15 protein-coding genes are annotated in these 17,664 nt (G+C 37.6%); 5 read left to right on the plus strand and 10 right to left on the minus strand.

The window, feature by feature from the left end:
* Nucleotides 1–80: 80 nt before the first annotated feature.
* A complete protein-coding gene (hypB, locus tag RMX89_RS23530; protein ID WP_322690666.1) occupies nt 81–1,010 on the plus strand; it encodes a hydrogenase nickel incorporation protein HypB in 930 nt (309 codons plus the stop codon).
* Nucleotides 1,011–1,244: 234 nt separating this feature from the next.
* Here hypB and RMX89_RS34590 read toward each other — a convergent pair whose 3' ends face one another.
* The 7 genes from RMX89_RS34590 to RMX89_RS23565 all read right to left on the minus strand — a co-directional run bounded on the left by RMX89_RS34590 (nt 1,245) and on the right by RMX89_RS23565 (nt 7,219).
* Nucleotides 1,245–1,463, minus strand: a complete 219-nt coding sequence (locus RMX89_RS34590) for a chlorophyll a/b-binding protein (RefSeq protein ID WP_416212001.1) — start codon at nt 1,461–1,463, stop codon at nt 1,245–1,247.
* A gap of 352 nt (nt 1,464–1,815) precedes the next feature.
* Nucleotides 1,816–2,415 (minus strand): deoxyhypusine synthase family protein, encoded by a 600-nt coding sequence (locus RMX89_RS23540; RefSeq protein WP_322690650.1) that lies wholly within the window; start codon nt 2,413–2,415, stop codon nt 1,816–1,818.
* 250 nt (nt 2,416–2,665) lie between these two features.
* Entirely contained in the window at nt 2,666–3,916 is a 1,251-nt protein-coding gene (gene rocD, locus RMX89_RS23545) for an ornithine--oxo-acid transaminase (protein ID WP_322690651.1), read from the minus strand.
* A gap of 589 nt (nt 3,917–4,505) precedes the next feature.
* Complete coding sequence (locus RMX89_RS23550; RefSeq protein WP_322690396.1) at nt 4,506–5,012, minus strand: pentapeptide repeat-containing protein; 507 nt, start codon at nt 5,010–5,012, stop codon at nt 4,506–4,508.
* A 163-nt stretch (nt 5,013–5,175) separates the two neighbouring features.
* Nucleotides 5,176–5,397: a photosystem II assembly protein Psb35 gene (gene psb35, locus RMX89_RS23555; protein WP_322690652.1), complete on the minus strand. Its 222-nt coding sequence runs from the start codon at nt 5,395–5,397 to the stop codon at nt 5,176–5,178.
* Nucleotides 5,398–6,410: 1,013 nt separating this feature from the next.
* On the minus strand, nt 6,411–6,875 hold the full coding sequence (locus RMX89_RS23560; RefSeq protein ID WP_322690653.1) for a hypothetical protein: 465 nt from the start codon (nt 6,873–6,875) through the stop codon (nt 6,411–6,413).
* Nucleotides 6,866–7,219: a hypothetical protein gene (locus RMX89_RS23565; RefSeq protein WP_322690654.1), complete on the minus strand. Its 354-nt coding sequence runs from the start codon at nt 7,217–7,219 to the stop codon at nt 6,866–6,868. Before RMX89_RS23565 ends, RMX89_RS23560 begins: the two co-directional genes overlap by 10 nt.
* 94 nt (nt 7,220–7,313) lie before the next feature.
* Here RMX89_RS23565 and RMX89_RS23570 point away from each other — a divergent pair, with 94 nt between their 5' ends.
* Both RMX89_RS23570 and RMX89_RS23575 read left to right on the plus strand, forming a co-directional pair.
* A complete protein-coding gene (locus RMX89_RS23570) occupies nt 7,314–7,547 on the plus strand; it encodes a hypothetical protein (RefSeq protein WP_322690655.1) in 234 nt (77 codons plus the stop codon).
* A gap of 309 nt (nt 7,548–7,856) precedes the next feature.
* Nucleotides 7,857–9,602 (plus strand): ShlB/FhaC/HecB family hemolysin secretion/activation protein, encoded by a 1,746-nt coding sequence (locus RMX89_RS23575; protein WP_322690656.1) that lies wholly within the window; start codon nt 7,857–7,859, stop codon nt 9,600–9,602.
* Between the two features lie 122 nt (nt 9,603–9,724).
* On the opposite strand, the gene RMX89_RS23580 is transcribed toward RMX89_RS23575, so the two are convergent.
* Complete coding sequence (locus RMX89_RS23580; protein ID WP_322690657.1) at nt 9,725–9,862, minus strand: hypothetical protein; 138 nt, start codon at nt 9,860–9,862, stop codon at nt 9,725–9,727.
* Between the two features lie 268 nt (nt 9,863–10,130).
* Nucleotides 10,131–11,474, minus strand: a complete 1,344-nt coding sequence (locus RMX89_RS23585; RefSeq protein WP_322690658.1) for a cytochrome P450 — start codon at nt 11,472–11,474, stop codon at nt 10,131–10,133.
* A 100-nt stretch (nt 11,475–11,574) separates the two neighbouring features.
* Here RMX89_RS23585 and RMX89_RS23590 point away from each other — a divergent pair, with 100 nt between their 5' ends.
* Nucleotides 11,575–14,142 (plus strand): filamentous hemagglutinin N-terminal domain-containing protein, encoded by a 2,568-nt coding sequence (locus RMX89_RS23590; protein WP_322690659.1) that lies wholly within the window; start codon nt 11,575–11,577, stop codon nt 14,140–14,142.
* A gap of 13 nt (nt 14,143–14,155) precedes the next feature.
* Nucleotides 14,156–16,651 carry a CHAT domain-containing protein gene (locus RMX89_RS23595; RefSeq protein ID WP_322690660.1) on the plus strand — a complete coding sequence of 832 codons (2,496 nt, stop codon included), beginning with the start codon at nt 14,156–14,158 and terminating at the stop codon, nt 16,649–16,651.
* Here the strand turns inward: RMX89_RS23595 and RMX89_RS23600 are convergent.
* Nucleotides 16,609–17,646: a hypothetical protein gene (locus RMX89_RS23600; protein ID WP_322690661.1), complete on the minus strand. Its 1,038-nt coding sequence runs from the start codon at nt 17,644–17,646 to the stop codon at nt 16,609–16,611. The two genes, RMX89_RS23595 and RMX89_RS23600, sit on opposite strands and share 43 nt — an antisense overlap.
* Between the last annotated feature and the right edge of the window lie 18 nt (nt 17,647–17,664).

Consider the following 17,664-nt stretch of genomic DNA (forward strand, 5'->3'; position numbering starts at 1 on the left):
CTTTATCTGTATTTAATAAACTTTTTCATTATCAGACAATTGCTACGCTTTTTGAAAGCATGAGAATTGAAGAAAAAATTATGTGTGTAACCTGCGGTTGTTCTGACGATGCTGAAGTCAAAATCATCAACACTGAAACAACTGAAGTAGCAGTAATTAGCTCCCAAGATGAGCATTATCACGATGCTCATACTTCACCTACAGATACAGCGATCGCCCATTCTCACAATCATGATTCTCATCATGTCCACACTCACACTTTACCAGATGGCACTGTAGTCACGCATTCTCACAGTCATGATTCCATCTCAGAAGCATCTCAGATTCATGCTCAATTACATAGTACAACTATATCTTTAGAACAAGATATTTTAGCAAAAAATAGTTTAATAGCAGCCCAAAATCGGGGATGGTTTAAAGGGCGCAACATCGTTGCTTTAAATCTAATGAGTTCTCCTGGCTCCGGGAAAACAACACTATTAACTCGCACTATTAATGATTTAAAGCATCAGTTGTCTCTCAGTGTTATTGAAGGAGATCAAGAAACGATTAATGATGCTAAGAAAATTCAAGATACAGGCTGTAAAGTAGTACAAATTAACATAGGTACAGGCTGTCATTTAGATGCAGCGATGGTAGAACGGGGTTTACAACAACTAAATCCACCTTTGAACTCAGTGGTGATGATTGAGAACGTGGGCAATCTTGTTTATCCCGCCTTATTTGATTTAGGAGAACACCTCAAAGTAGTAATTTTGTCTGTCACTGAGGGAGAAGATAAGCCGATAAAATACCCTCATATATTTCGTGCTAGTGAGATGATAATTCTCACCAAAATTGATTTGCTGCCTTATGTGCAGTTTGACGTTCAACGTTGCATAGAATACGCCCAGCAGGTTAATCCTCAAATTCAGGTTTTTCAAGTTTCAGCCCTGACTGGAACTGGCTTAGAAAGTTGGTATAAGTGGTTATCAGAAAGGGTTAGGAATAGTTTACAGGTATATCCCTAAAGTGAGTTCAAATTTTCAATCTGGACAATCCATTTGATCAACTTACAATCTAGGTCAAAACAGTGTGCAGGAATATCCAGATGAGGACACATGACCAAAATTATTACGCTCCACTCATGATATTAACTATCTTGAATGGAGCACATTATCCTGCATACTTGTCTAAACCAAATTCTCACAAAGATGGAGATTTTTGTTGCTCTGCAATACTCTACTAAAGAACAACATTATTTTTTATGAGAAAAATCCCCAGAACAGTCCTCCAAGAAGCCCACTTTTATCAAATATTTCAAACAATGCGGTTGCAAAGAAGCCAATCATAGCCAAGCGTCCGTTCCAAATCTCTGCACTTGGTTGAAAGCCCCATCTCCAACGTGTACCGGCGTAATAGTAAGGCTCTTTAACTTCTGGGAGTAAATCCTGACTTGCTTTTGCTTCTTTTATTTCTTGCATGATTCCTTGCCTTTTTGAGAAGAGTGTTTGTACTTTATCTATCTTGTCTCCCATCTTAAAAAAACTTTACAGAATCCTCGTCTTCCCAACGATACAAAAAATTACACACAAAAACCAAAGAATTTACGCCAAAAAAACAAACAATTTCTTCCAAAAGTTGAACACTTAGTTGTGTTATCTAACATAAGAGATAAATACTCTCCTTCATCTTGGCAGCAAAATGAAGGACAGTAAAGCACGCTATAGGTAATATTTTGAGATTATTGTTTGTCTGTGACAGGGGAGTAAATTTATCCCCCTGAAAATTTCTACACAGTTACTACCTTGGGTTGAGGTTTAGTGAATAACTCAGCTAAATGATGCGGTTGGCGATAAAAGCGGGGACAAAAATCGGGACTTGGTGTTGATAAGCGGCTTGCACTACAGATTGACCATAGTTACCCCGGCGTTCTAAATAAACCGCCATCTGCTCAATAAATTCCCGTGAAGAATAGGGACGCTTCTCTAAATTCTCGGCGATTTCTGCGATCGTCATGTCACACACCCGCAGTTGATCTTCATCAATATAGGTGTCATATATGCGGTCTATCCGTTCCTGTCTTAACACCTCATCATCAGCAAAGGGGTCGCCAACATAATGACGATAACCTAACGCTTCAAAGAAATCTTGGTCAACAATGTTAGCGCCAGTAGACACGATCGCATCTACCATATTGTGAGTAATTAAATCGTGGACTATTCCCTTGAGTCCAGCACTAAACAAAGACCCAGCTAAACACAGAATAATCGTACATTCTTTATCTTGCAGCATTGCGTCATAAATTTTTGCTGCCCTTCCCAAATTTCGACCTTGGAAAGCTGTCTTACTCATAGCTTCCACTAAGCCAACAACATCGAAAGCTTTGATGTCAATTGGTTGCACAGTCTGTTGCAAAAGTTCTTCACGATTCATGGTAGATTGTCCTTTTTATTGAAAATAAAAGTCATACGGTCTGCACAGCGACTACAAGGCAAGTCTTGCCAATGTACTAGGCGCTTCGCAGTGGTCGTACCAGGACAAACCAGGATCAGATTGCCGTCTTTTATTTAACTTGACGTGCAAATCCCAGATACTCATGAGTTGGATGAAACGATTGTTCAATTTTGCTATTAATAACTTCTCAAACACTACAAGTCACCCATGATACTCAATTTACGCCAAACTAACAAGTGGTTGTCAAAACTAGCTTAATTTTCTCCAATGCCCAATCTATTTCATCTTGGGAAATAACCAAGGGTGGAGCAAAACGAATGACATTATCTCTAGTCTCTTTGGCTAATAATCCCTCTTTAGCTAAGGCTTTACAAAAACGTCTAGCACCACCAGCTTCGGGGTACAATTCCATCCCAATTAATAAACCTTTACCACGCACTTCCTTAATATATGAACTCTCAATTGATTGTAATTTTCTCAGAAAATATTCTCCCAGTTGTAAGGCTTTTTCTGGCAACTCTTCAGAGAGAATTACATCAAGTGCTGCAATGCCAATTGCAGCAGCTAAGGGATTTCCACCAAAGGTACTACCATGATCTCCTGGTTGAAATACACTCATCACTTCGTCTGTCGCAATAAACGCAGAAATGGGATAAAATCCACCAGATAAAGCTTTTCCTACAGTTATACCATCTGGCTTAACATTCTCATACTGATGGGCAAACATTTTACCTGTTCTTCCCAAGCCAGTTTGAATTTCATCAAAAACCAGTAATACATTATGATGGCGACAGATTTGTTCTGCTTGCTTTAAAAACCCGTTGGGAGGAACGATAATACCTCCCTCACCCTGAATTGGTTCTACCAAAAATGCAGCAGTGTTAGGAGTAATCGCTTTTTCTAATGCTTCAGCATCACCAAAAGGGATAACTTTAAACCCAGTAGTTAAAGGCCCAAATCCATCTTGATATTGTTCTTCTGTAGAGAAACTGATTAAACTAATAGTGCGTCCAGAAAAATTATTACTACAAACAATAATTTCTGCTTGATTTTCTGGTACACCTTTTACTTTATAAGCCCATTTACGAATGGCTTTGATAGCCGTTTCCACAGCTTCTGCTCCCGAATTCATGGGTAGCACTTTAGGTAAACCAGAAATCTCAGAAAGCTTCTCATAAAATTTTCCCAATTGGTCATTGCGAAAAGCCCTGGAAGTTAGTGTAACTTTCTCGGCTTGCTCAATCATGGCTGCAAGAATTTTGGGATGACAATGACCCTGATTTAATGCTGAATAAGCTGAAAGAAAATCTAGATATTTTTTACCTTCTATATCCCATATCCACACTCCTTGCCCTTTAGTAATGACTACATCTAAAGGATGATAATTATCAGCACCATATTGCTGTTCTAGTTCAATATAATCCTGGGTATTCATAGTGTTGAGGTTGGGAATTCCCAGAGTTACGTTTGCTGCTTGCATATTTACTCCTGATAGTTTTGAAAGGTTGAAATAAAACTAGAAAATATCTGAAAGACTACCAATTGAATGAGACATTCAACAGTATGAGCAGAAGAGAGAAAAATCCCGATCAGTTCTTCGTTTTATAGTTCCCAATTGCAGGACACTATTTACAATGAGAGCAATACTGCAACTCCCTTTTCTTAGGTCTGCATATCAAAGATATACGCAACTTTGATACTGATGGATTTTTTCTAAATATTTAAATAGCCGATAATTATTGACCAGCCATTTCCTTTTCTTCCAGATACGCAACTTGTGTAGGACTTCTGCCTACTTTTAGTGAAGAAAACCAGTTGCCCACTCTGTCTGAATGTAAAATTTTGCTGGCATAATAACCAAGGGTGTAAACTGCAATCTTTTTAATGGTACTTTTATTTCTATCCGCAATTCACAGATAAAAAATAAAAGTTGATAAACAGGCGCTGGGTATTCTAACTTAGAGACTTTTGTCTCGTTTACAGGTGTACCAAAGTGCCGGATTTATACTCTTGTTTTTACCTTACTTCTGATAGATAGCCTACAGAAGTTAAAGGCATAACTTAGTATATCACTGTTTGACATGAGAGCAATTATAAAATCCATTCTTTGTCCAAATTTTTAGACAAATACCTGTTTTTTTCCACAAACTCATTTTGCTGTATACTTTTCCATCTGACATAATAGCATCAGTTATAATAACCTGCTCAAGGTTGCTTGAAATTAGATATTTTGCTCCGGTTAAATTGGCTTTTGTGAGGTTAGCTTTAGTGAAATTCGTCTGATTTAGATTGGTCTGACTCAAATTAGCTAAAGTCAGATAAGCTGATGTGAAGTTAGCATAGCTCAAATCTGCCTGAGTTAGATTTGCTAATATCAAAAAAGATTCTTTGAAGCAAGTTCCACGCAGATCAGCTTCATTCAGATTAACATGCATCAAAGAAGCCTTACTTAAGTCAGCCCAACTAAGGTTTACTCCTCTCAAATTCACCCCTCTCATGTATATTCCTTGAAGGTTTACCCCACAGAAATTACGTTGTCCTGCTGCATACCTCTGCAATACTTCTTCTGCTTCCATGCTTATATTCTCCTTTGTTAACTTTCTTTAGGTAGCAGAATGCTAACAAAGACATCTGAAATTAAACAATTTTAGATAAATTATGATGACGGTTTTGTAAAATTTTTAATTATGGTTAATTTAATTATTTTCACAAATAAATTTTCATCTAACTATCTCAGTTTTAATTATCCGATGACTTTTGTATATTGAGATTTTTAGTAAGTTGTACAATCCAGTTTGGAGTCTCTGCATTTTCCCAACCAGCAGGACGCTTAGAGATATACCAGCCAATTGAACCAACAATTGTAGCTAGTAGAAAGCCACCAAGTATTATTACCAGCAAAGAAATTTGGATATATCTTGTATATGTAGGATTAGTTGCTATCTCGCTCAGGATTAACATTTAAGATTTCATCTCCTGTAAATACACTCACTCTAGCGATATCAAATTAAGAAATGCTAATTAGTATTCATTAGTAATGACTAAAAAGAAAAAGGAATTTTTTTCTTAATTCAAAATATTTAAAAAAATATGAGTAATATTTTTTTAAATATTCTTAACTAGCTATAAAAAATTATCTTTTTACATTACTATCCAAACTATCAAATACAGATTACCATTGAATTCCCAAACTCTCAATGCTGGGGTGGGGGATGAAAAGGTGAAAGATTATTTCAGTGCCTATGCCAGCAAAAAAATAAACAACCAGAAAAATCCAGCCATCCCCCAAAAAATAACGATAATCATTGAGTCAGAGAAGATAGTGAAATTACTGCATACTCTTACACTGAGTCTCAACGGATCACTTTTATGCTTCAGTCCTGAGTATGTCTTTCAAGGTATCTTATTGCAATGGCACGCTTGAAAAGGGACAATCGTTGAGGCAGCAGTGGTGCAGAGGATCTCTTGAGCAGGGGAGAAAGAAGAAGTTTTAGGTATTGCGTTCGGATATTTAGAAATTCCCCCCTGCACCCCTGCCCCTCTGCAATTCTTATGCTGCCTACCATTCAGCTTAACAAGCGTGCCATTCGTATCTGATTGCAAGTAGTCAAGCACGACTTGGCAATGAAGTAGCGTTGGCGTACCCCTACTCTTAACCAAGAAGAGCGCAGGTGTGGCAGACAAGCCTCTCGTAGAGAAGCGCTGCTGCTTTCAGAAGATCGCGCCAACGATCTGACAACTCAGGGCTGGCGCGATCGCCGTTACTTGTAGATCAAAGCAATATCTTCATTAAAAGCCAAGTATCTCACTCCAGAGATAACCATATCCTTCCCCCGTTGATAAGCGAAACTGTTCCTTGGAAAAATCCATTTAACGTCTAGATTGTATCGCAGCTTTTTGAGTTCTATCATTTCATTGAAGCGATCGCTTTCATACAACGAGTTAATTGTTGCATTGTTGCATTAAGCTATTGTTTACTTTTGCTGTCTCCATACAAGGTTGTACTCTCTTTCAACAGCCACCAGCAGTTTCGATTGCAAAGGTGACAGATACGGTTTAGCTTGTTTCCCCAGCCCCTGCAATAGCCAATCCACAGAAGAGTCACGGCTGGCCACTTGATGCAACTGCTGTAACCTCACACATAGCTGCTGCATGAATTGGCAATCTTCATCAAGCAATTCCAGTGATTTCAGGTGTTCGATTTTTACGGTATAGTCGCCGTCCCATGTCTGAACTGTACAACTGTATTCTCCAACGTGGCTGACCACTCCCCAATAACCTGCTCTACCTCTCAAGTCTGGGTTATCCTTTGGCAAGAGAACGCATATCTCCCCACCGTGGTAAGGATTGGGTACTTTCGTGCTTTCGCGTATCCTATCCACAACATCTTTTACTATGCGACCAGATGGAATCTTATTGCCAGCTTGCTCTACTGCCATACATCCGCTTGTACAGTCGGTTTCAACTCGGCTTTCGCCAAAAACCGCAATTGTCGTTCGTTGGTCGGCATTGGAATTTGCCGACCAATGGTCGGCAAAAACTTTTGAAGATTCTCATAAACCACAGTAGCCGAAATCTTTAAGTAAGCGGCATCACGACTATAATTGAAGCGATCGCGGCAGTATTCTTCAAAAGTCCGGTGCGTGGAACGGTACAGCCGTCTGTCCCTCAACTCCATAAGCGCCTGACCTGCTGACAAAAATGCCCTTTCTACCTGACCTTCCAATTGCAAGCGTAAGCTTTGTTCTTCCTCGGTCAACTCTGTAACTTCAACAGCAGTCACCGTAATCGTTGCTGAGGCTAGGTTGTCTAGTCTCTTTCCCCCTGCCCCCTGCCCCCTGCTCCCTGCCCTTTAAATGATAAGTCTTCAACCGCACATGATATTACTTCTGAGCTTTTTGCTCTCTGCCCCGATTACTATCACGCTAATCATCAAATTTGCAGTATATCCGTTCACTTTTCCAGGTAATCTAGAGCGGAGCGGTAATCCCTTTGGTAGCTGGAAAACTGCCTTGATATTCTTAGCTGGTGGTGCGATTACCGGAGCAGTCACAGGCAAGGCCTTGGATTTTTACTGTGAGCGAGTAGAACAGCGATTAATTCAGCTTTAGAGAGAACCGGTAGAAAGAGAAAAGCTTGAAATGGAAATTATAGAAAGAAAAAGGATCTCAAGAGAAATCGCTTTGGAGGAAGGAAGAAAGAAAGTTTTTATTATAAAAAGAATCAATTTTTAGATTGGTCAGACATGAAGAATACATCAGCAAAGCAAATATTGCTCCGCAGCAATGCATCGGAATCATTTTTTATGCCGTATTTGAACAACTACTTGGAAGCAGTGGAGGAAAAATTTTTTCTATTGAATTATGAGGACTAACGAGTGTATTCTATTTTGATAAGTTCCCGATTGATGTTCCCCATTAATGACCGCTAACTTCCCTAGAAAAATTTCTGCTCTGGGACTATTTGTATTACTTAACAGTATAGTTTACAAACCATTAAAAGCACAGGTTCCAGCACGCCCTCCTACAATCCCTAGAGATATCCAACCACCTTCGACTGCCCCTCTGCCAACACCACAACCACAGCGATTGCCTCCAACTCAACAAATACTCCCGCCTTCTAACTTAAGTCCTAATCCTGAAGAGCAGTTTCCTGACGCAACTAAAGAAACTTTCATCGTGAAACGGTTTGAAATTCTTGATGGCACAGTTTTTAGTCAAATTGAGCTAGATAAACTTCTTGAAGAATTCATCAATCGCCCAATCACACTTAATGATTTGTATCAGGCACGACAGAAAATTACTGATCTCTACATCAGTAAAGACTACATTTTGTGTGGTGCTTATATTCCACCTCAAAAAATCCGGTCTGGTATCGTTAAGATTCAAATTGTCGAAACTAAGCTCAGGGATATCGAAATCAAAGGTACACAACGCTTAAACAAAAGTTATATTCGTAGTCGTATAGCAGCAGCAAACAATGGCCCTCTCAATCAACAGCGTTTGCTAAAGTCATTGCAGCTGCTAAAGCTCAATCCTTTAATTCAAAACTTATCTGCTAATTTACAACCTGGGAATCCTCCTGAGCAGATTAAGCTAGTTGTAGAAGCTGTTGAGGCAAAAACCTTTAGTACCCAAGTAATTCTTGACAATGGACGATCCCCTAGTACTGGCAGTTTCCAACGCCGAATACAACTAAATGAAGCTAACTTACTGGGGCTAGGAGATAGTTTAAGTGTCGGTTACAGCAATACTGATGCTAGCAACTTTTTTTATGGCAGTTACACGCTACCCCTCAATCCCAAAAACGGAACCCTCTCTTTTAACTATGGAACTGGCAACAGCAGTGTTATCGAACATCCTTTCGATACCTTAAATATCAAATCTGCTTCCCGATATTATGAACTAATATTGCGCCAACCAATATTTCAATCCCCTACTGAAGAATTGACTTTGGGTTTAACTGCCTCTCGACGAGAAAGCGAGGCCGATTATGCTCCACTAGGAAAACAAATTCCTTTTCCTCAATTAGGAGCTAACGACCAAGGAAAGACCAGAGTATCCGCATTGCGATTTTTTCAAGAATGGATTACTCGTGGCAGTACTCAAGTCTTTGCAGTGCGATCGCAATTTAACTTGGGGCTAGATGCATTTAATGCCACAGTTAATCAAGATGCTCCTGATAGTCGTTTTTTTTCTTGGCAAGGGCAAGCGCAGTGGTTAAGATTATTAGCTCCTGACACCTTACTATTATTTGGTTTCAATACTCAATTAGCGACTAGATCCCTTGTACCTCTAGAACAGTTTAGTCTGGGTGGAATTGAAAGTGTACGTGGCTATCGTCAAGATTTACTGCTAGCTGATAATGGTATTTTCGCTTCGGCTGAGGTACAAGTTCCAGTACTTCGTCTATCTAAGACAAATGGAATATTGCAACTTATTCCATTTACTGATTTTGGTGTAGTCTGGAATAATTCAGGAAGCACAATTGCTAACACCAACAGCCCTAATATTCTTGCTTCCATTGGACTGGGATTAAGATGGTCGCAGAATGCTAACTTTAGCGCTCGTCTTGACTACGGCATTCCTGTCGTATCTGTTGACCAGCCAAATCAGACATGGCAGGAAAATGGACTGTATTTTTATTTACAATATAATAATTTTTAAGCTTAATCTACCCACATACCTTAAGTTATCCAGAATTAATCTTTGCTAAAGTCATGTTTTTTTAATCAAACTTATTGATTTACTTCTCCATCTGGAATAAAACACAACAGTAATCTTCATAGCTATTTTAAAGACTTAAAACCCACATTCCGCAGGTAAGTTGAAAAATCTTGGTATTTTCCATAACCCAGATATAACAATGCTTTTAGGTTTTTAACCTCTATTCTGTGTTCTGCGATCGCTACTGAGTTGAGTGTCAAAATTCATCTTATTGACACTGTTCTCAATAAATTTGGTCTGTTTGACCTGAAATACTTCTATAACCCCCCATAGATGATAAAAAGCCTGAAGTGTTTGTATAAATTGAGTTATAGCGATTTTATAAAAATTCAGATTTTGGCAAAACTACCTGCGGAGAGCAAAGCTTTAAGTATATTTACTCATGCAAAATATGGGTTAAAAGTTTACATCTTACTTTAGTTGAATGCATAAATAGAAATATTCATAAAGAAATAAATTTAGATTCTATTAACGCATTCCAGTTACTACCATTTCAAAATTACTAGGAGGTACCATAAGAATTCCACGTCGAATAGGCTTAATAGGACAGGTCGTAATTAACCTTAATTTCAAACGGGACAGCATAGTTGCCAATACGAGTTTAATCTCAAGCTGCGCTAAAGCTGCGCCAACACATCGGCGATTGCCACCACCAAAAGGCAAGTATTCGTAAGGAGAAAATTGACGCTCCAAAAAGCGTTCGGGATTAAAACGCTTGGGTTCTGGGTATACTTCTTTTCTTTGATGAGCTAAGTAAATTGAAACATTCACAATTGTTTGAGGTTCAAGCTGATAGCCTCCAATCTCCATAGGCTTTTGTACAACCCGTGTAAAGGCATTTAAGGCAATCGGATAAAGACGCAATGTTTCAGAGCAAACTGCGCTGAGATAAGGTAGCCGAGAAATTTCGCTCTTATCTTTAGTAGAGACGAAACAGTTAAGTTCAGATAAAAGGCTTCTTTGAACTTCTGGCAAATAGTGACTCCAGTATAATGCCCAAGAAATAGCAGATGCAGTAGTTTCGTATCCAGCGAATATTAATGTCAATAAGCAATCACGAAGCTCAATGTTTGTCATTGATTTACCAAACTCGTCATGTGCCTCCATAAGCATACTCAGAATGTCTTTAGAGGGAGAATTATTTTGTATTGCCCGTTCAGCAATCAGAGTATATACCACTCGATCTAACTGCTCTATTTGATGCATTAAATTTGTCTGTGGACTCCATATTCCCCAATCCTTTTGAACTCTAGAGAACAATAGCATAAAAATAGAATTTAAAGGATTATCAAAAAGCTCAAACAGCGAGTTAAGCATCTGTCGCAGTTTATTGTAATATTTACCTGTTTGCAATCCAAACACAACATTAAGGATGACACGCAAAGAAATTTCCTTCATGACCGAGTGAACTACAAAAAACTTTCCGGGAGCTAACTGGCTTATTACTTCTTCAGTAATCTCACAAATAACCTGACTATACAGACGCATTCGTTCTGAATGAAAAGGAGGCAACAACATTCGTCTTTGATGTTGATGGCGTTCATTGCCAAGAAAAATAATAGAATTTTCTCCTAATAATAGTTTCACAAAATCACTATTTTGAATAGAACTAAGATCCTCTGGAGAGGATGTAAAAATTTTTTGAATTGCTTCTGGACTGCTAAAGTAAATAATAGCAGGAAATTCATTTGCTCTAAGTCTAAAAACACTACCATAGTCCTCAGACCACGCATCTAAAGTTTCTAATGGGCGAAGTAAAAACTGAATATTCTGTAACAAAGGTGAGGTTTTTGGCCCATCAGGTAAATACATAAAAATATGTTTGAAATTGACAAAAGATATTTTATCATATAATTATTAGCTTTATCTGCTACTTTCTCATAACTACCATTAATAGGCTTTGAGCTTGATTATGAATATTTTTTCTATCCGCAACTTAATGGTATCTATTTTGATATCTCATCCTTTTTATTTACTTACTTTTTCTGTTTCAGCCCAAATAGTTCCAGACAAAACACTACCTGTTAATTCGCTTGTTACCCCTCAAGGAAGGAACAATATAATCGAAGGAGGAAGTCAGGCAGGAAGCAATTTATACCACAGTCTTGACCAATTTTCTGTTCTTACTGGAGACACTGCTTTTTTCAATAATCCTGTAAATATTAAAAATATTATTACTCGTGTAACAGGTGGTTCAGCCTCGAAAATTGATGGATTAATTAAGGCTAATGGAAGTGCAAATTTATTCTTTATTAACCCCAATGGAATTTTATTTGGTCACAATGCACATCTAATTATTGGTGGTTCTTTTATAGCCAGTACTGCCAACAACATCAATTTTCCTAATGACATTCAATTTAGCGCTAAAACTCCTGAGAACACTCCACTATTAAGCGTGAATGTTCCTATAGGGTTAGAGTATGGTGGTAATTCATTAGGATCAATTAATGTCCAGGGTACTGGACACAGCCAGGTTATATACGGGAATCAGGTAGCTGCTTCAATTACCTTATTAGGAGCAGGAGAAAGTCAAAATGGTCTGCGTTCACAACCTGGTAAAACTTTAGCTCTAATAGGAGGTGATGTTTTATTTGATGGTGGACTAGTAACTGCTCCTTCTGGACAAGTTGAAATAGGTGCTGTTGACACTGGTATAGTTAACTTTACTTTTACTAATTCGGGTTTAAATTTAGATTACAAAGGAATAAATGGTTTTAAAAATATTAGTTTTATTAAGCAATCTTTGTTGGACGCTAGTGGTTTTATGCCAGGATATATTTCTGTTCAAGGTAAAAATATAAATTTTACAGATGGCTCATTAGCTTTGATTGCAAATCTCGGAGCTTTTAGTTCAGGAGCTATCCGTGTAAAGGCAACTGACACTTTAGATTTAACAGGAATAACGTCTTTTAATATGCAACCTTTTCTCAGTGCGACAAGAATTAATCGAGGTATTATTACTTCAACTAATTCTGGCAGAGGAGCGGATATTATCATTTCAGCATCAAAAATAATTGCTCAGGACTCAGAAATAATTACTCCTCTAACTTTTGGTAATGGTAATAGTGGAAATTTAACTATAGATGCTTCCGAAAAAGTAGTAATTCGTAGTGTGGCAGTTAATGAAAGTTCTGGAGTTGCTTCTGCGTTGGGGACTATAACTTACGGTTCTGGGAACGCAGGTGATGTAATATTATCGACCAAAGAATTATTAATTGAAGATGGAGGAAGCTTAGAATCTTTGACTTTTGGTGATGGCAGAGGAGGTAAGGTAACTGTAAATGCTTCTGAGCTTTTAAAAATTTCCGGTGGTCATCCTAACTTCGTGTTACTAGCTTACGGAACACCACCTATTCCTACTTTTTCGGCAAGCAATATAACCTCTCTCTCCGTTTCTGCTGGTGATGCTGGTGATCTAAGTATTAATACAAGACGATTGATTGTTGAAAACGGAGCTGGAATTGCAGCATCGGGGCTAAAAAGTGGTAATTCTGGTACTGTAAATATTAATGCCCTTGAATCTGTTAATATTAATGGTTCAAGTTCAGTTAATCCTTCTTTAAACCGTAGCAAAATAACTTCCTCTGTAGGTACTGGCGACCCTTTTGTAACTTACATATACAATCTTAAGCAACCATCTGATGCTTTGTCTGGAAACATTTTTATCAAAACAGGAAACTTAAATTTAGAAAATAATGCTCAAGTTGAAGTTAGAAATGATAGTACAAAAAATGCTGGGATAGTGACAGTTATTGCAAATTCTATTAGCTTAGATAATCAAGCAGGAATAACTGCTTCAACTAAAAATGGTCAAGGTGGTAATATCAATTTGCAAACTAAAGTTTTGAATTTATATGACAAGAGCTTTATTTCTGCAACCGCAGGTGGTATCGGTAATGGGGGTAACATTACTACCAATGCAGATATTATAAATGTTTTGGGAAATAGTCGGATCACAGCTGATGCTTATAAGGGACGTGGTGGTAACATTCAGATTAATTCTCAAGGATTTTTTGCTTCTCGTGACAGCCAATTTACAGCCAGTTCCGAGTTAGGAATTAATGGCAATGTCCAATTTAACATTTTAAACGATAATATTGTACCTCCTAAAGCAGTAGCAGAAACAATTCAATTACCTCCTGAGATTACTTCAGCTTGCCAAGGAAATTCCCGCAACGCAGCTAGTAAGTTTGTAATTATTGGAACTGGTAATCTCCCACGTAGTTATAAAACCCAAGTATCTAACAATAGTGGATGGCACGCTAATTCTGCTGCTATAGCCCCAACTTCTAACAATTTAGACAAACAAAGCTTACTAAATAATGAAATTAAACCAATTGTAGAAGCACAATCAGTGTTGATAGAACCATCAGGAGAAGTCAATTTATTAGCGTCTAGCAATCAGGTTGCTGCTGTTGCTTCACAGTTGCCTAAAAGTGCTTGCTTTGCTACAAGTTTTACATCCAAATTATTTCCATAAACCAGAGTGATAAGTGAAAATTACTAGACGTAGATATCTATTTTGCAGTGTTGCAGGTTTCCTTATTGCAGTCAGCAAACCATCTCGGCTGATGGCTCAAAATGTCAATAAAATCACCGAACAAGCAGAACTTTTGACTGAAAAGGGGCATGAGCTATTAAATCAAGGTAAGTATTTGGAGGCGCTGGAGGCTTGGAAAGAAGCCACTAAAATTTATCGTCAACTCCACTTAGATGAAGGCATTGCTGGAAATTTAATCAACCAGAATCTTGCGCTACAAGGGTTAGGCTTGTATCTTAATGCTTGCGATCTGCTTTTATCAGCTTTAAAAATAGATACTTGGAGCTATTTTCCAACACTTAATGCGCCTGATAAATCTAGCAAAAAAGCACTTTATACTGCAATCTATCAAGTTAAACCAACCCCAGTAAATTTGTTAGGATTACAAAACTTGGGAGATATTTTACGTTTGCTGGGTAAGTTAGGTGAATCAGAAATAGTTTTAAAAGAAACTTTGTCAATGGCTCAAAAGATGACACTCAATGCAGATATTAGTTCAATTCTTCTCTCATTGGGAGATACTAAACAGTTTATGTATGAACGTTCGAGCGTAGAGTATAGGTGGGTAGGAGAACTATTGTTCCAAAAAGACACTGTTACTGAAATTCACCAAAATGCGTTAATATCGCTTGACTATTACCAACAGGTAAATAACACAACAAACGCTCCAATAGCTATAAAACTGCAAGCTCAACTACACAGTTTAACTTTATTATTAGATTTTGATAAATGGCTGAAAAAGGAATTATTATCAGGTAATAGCAGATTGACAACTACTAAAACTAATATTCATCGACAGATTCAGCCTTTAATCGACTTAATCATCAAAAACTCTTCTTTATTTAATGAATTACCTGTTAGCCAATCTGCTTATGCCAAACTCAACTTTGCTGACAGTTTAAATAAAACTTCAAATAAACAGTTACAGTCTCTAGCTATAAATTACGCAAAATCTGCATTGCAAACTGCTGAAAGCATTAACAATCAACTTTTACAATCATTCTGTTGGGGGACTCTAGGCAAATTAAATCCCGATGAATCACATGTCTGCTTTAAGCAAGCTCTATTGTTTGCTCAATCAATTCGGGCATCGGATATCGTCTATGAATGGCAGCAGCAATTAGCTGATTTATACAGCCAACAAGGAAAATCTAAAGAAGCTTCCTATTTTTACGACGCAGCTATTAATAGCTTAATCCAAGTTCGTGCTAACCTTTTAGGTAGTAATCCAGATACTCAGTTCTTTTTCTACGAAAAAGTAGAGCCTATTTACCGGAATTATATAAGATTATTAGCAGCAGATCCTTCGCCAAATTTAGAAAAGATAATTCAAGTAAACGCACATCTGCAACTAGAACAGTTAAAAAACTTTCTTCAATGTGGCAGACTCAATCTTATACCTTTGAATAATCTTCAGGAGTTGCCTAACACCACAGCAATAATCCACATTATTGATTTAGATAGCACCATAGAAGTAATTGTCCAATCCCCTGACCACTCTCTTCACCACAATTCTGTTGATGCTAAACTAATTAGAAGTCATGTCAATAATTTATTAGATATTGTTCAGTCTATCAAATTTTACTCTAATAATCAAAGTGAGATTATCTTGCATTCTCAAAGACTTTATGACCTACTAATTAAACCTCTTAAAATATATTTTCATTCATCAGGGACACTTGTCTTTGCTTTAGATACATCTTTTCAAAGTCTACCAATGGATTTACTTCATGATGGAAAAGAGTTTTTAACACAGCAATACAGTTTTGCACAAACTGTAGGTTATAAAATTCAACCACCTAATTCCTTATCTAGAAATCAGCCAACAGCTTTAATCGCTGGCTTGAGCAAGAAGTCTCCTAGTTTCAATGACGAAAATGCTCCAAAAGGCCTGAAACCACTGCCTGGAGTAGTAATAGAAGTAGCAGAGATTAAAACACAAATTACTAACTCTAAAGTGTTGTTAGATGAAAAATTCACCAGTTTACAGTTTCACAAAGAGATAAGTAAAGATGCTTTTCCAATTATTCATGTCAGCACTCATGGGCAATTTAGTTCTAATGCTGAAAAAACTGTCTTTTTGGCATACGATAAAGTCATTAATATTTTAGATTTTAATAATTTTATAAAATCTCAAGCTCAGTCTAATGAAAATCCAATTGAGTTATTAGTCTTGAGTGCTTGCCAAACAGCGAAAGGAAATAAAAGATCAGCATTGGGGATGGCTGGTGTGGCAGCCCAAGCAGGCGCACAAAGTATAATCTCTAGCTTATGGTTAGTAGATGAAAGCTCCACTGCTATACTTATGCAAGAGTTCTACAAGGCTTTGAAAAATGGTTTGACTAAAGCAGAGGCACTGCGTCAGGCAAAATTAAGTTTATCATCCAATCCTAAATACGTTCATCCTTACTTTTGGTCAGGCTTTGTGCTAGTTGGCGGATGGTTATAAAGTTCTACTATTTTTAAACCTTTTTGTACACGAGCTAGTTCATCTAGGTTATTAATGTTTTTTGCCAGTTGTGCTGCTTTGCTATATTCACGAAGCGCCTCTTTTGGCAACCATGCCTCTAAATATCTATCTGCCAATAATCGGTAGATAGTAGGGTTTTGACTTCCTGCTCTTACTCTTGCTTTCAATGACTCAATGGTTTCATTTAAAAGATTTCTTGCCATAAACACAGCATCTAAATCCCATATCGCAGCTTCATCTGGAGGTAAGTTTAATTCTGTAATCTGCTTTACCCTTTCTGCAAAAGCATCTTGTTCTTCTTGTCTCAAAACACTAACTACTAACGTTTCAGAGGAACTAATGGGAGTATCGCCTACATTAGCAAGTACGGTAAATTTATAAGTATTAAAAAATTGCAATTCTTTTTGTTCTTTTGGATAGGGTAGTGCAGTAATAGTTTTATCTACTGTCTTCTCCCAGTAAAACTCATAACCGCTAACAACTACTGTGTAACTAGTAGCTTGAGGTACAGCATACCAAGAAATTACAGGTCTGGTACTCAACATTGAACTGCCATAGGGACTAATTAGCATTGGCACATTTGTTGGACCTTTAATGCCGTCACATTCAGTTGGGTTCAACCCCGTACATAGCCTTACTCTGTCGTGCGGTAGCCTACATTTATCTTCAATATCGAAAATGCTACTTTGTTTAAAATCTAGAAATTCTCCGTTCAAGTAACATAAAGTATTAACTGTTCGTCCATTCATTGGAGTAATGCGATCTCCTGAACACAATAAGCTATTTACTCGCCAGCGAAGATCGCTCACGCTAGTAACTCGACCAATAACCTTACATCTACGTTTTGCTTCTGGCTTTACCTGACCCCACGCATTGCTCCAACCTAAAAGAAGTATCGTTGATGCAACTACTAAAATTTGGCAGATGTAGACTTTTCTCCCAATTTTACTCTTTTGCCTGTGTGTACTCAGCATCAAAAGTTTTATATAGTT

Source organism: Nostoc sp. DedSLP04, assembly GCF_034530775.1.
Classification (GTDB): domain Bacteria; phylum Cyanobacteriota; class Cyanobacteriia; order Cyanobacteriales; family Nostocaceae; genus Nostoc.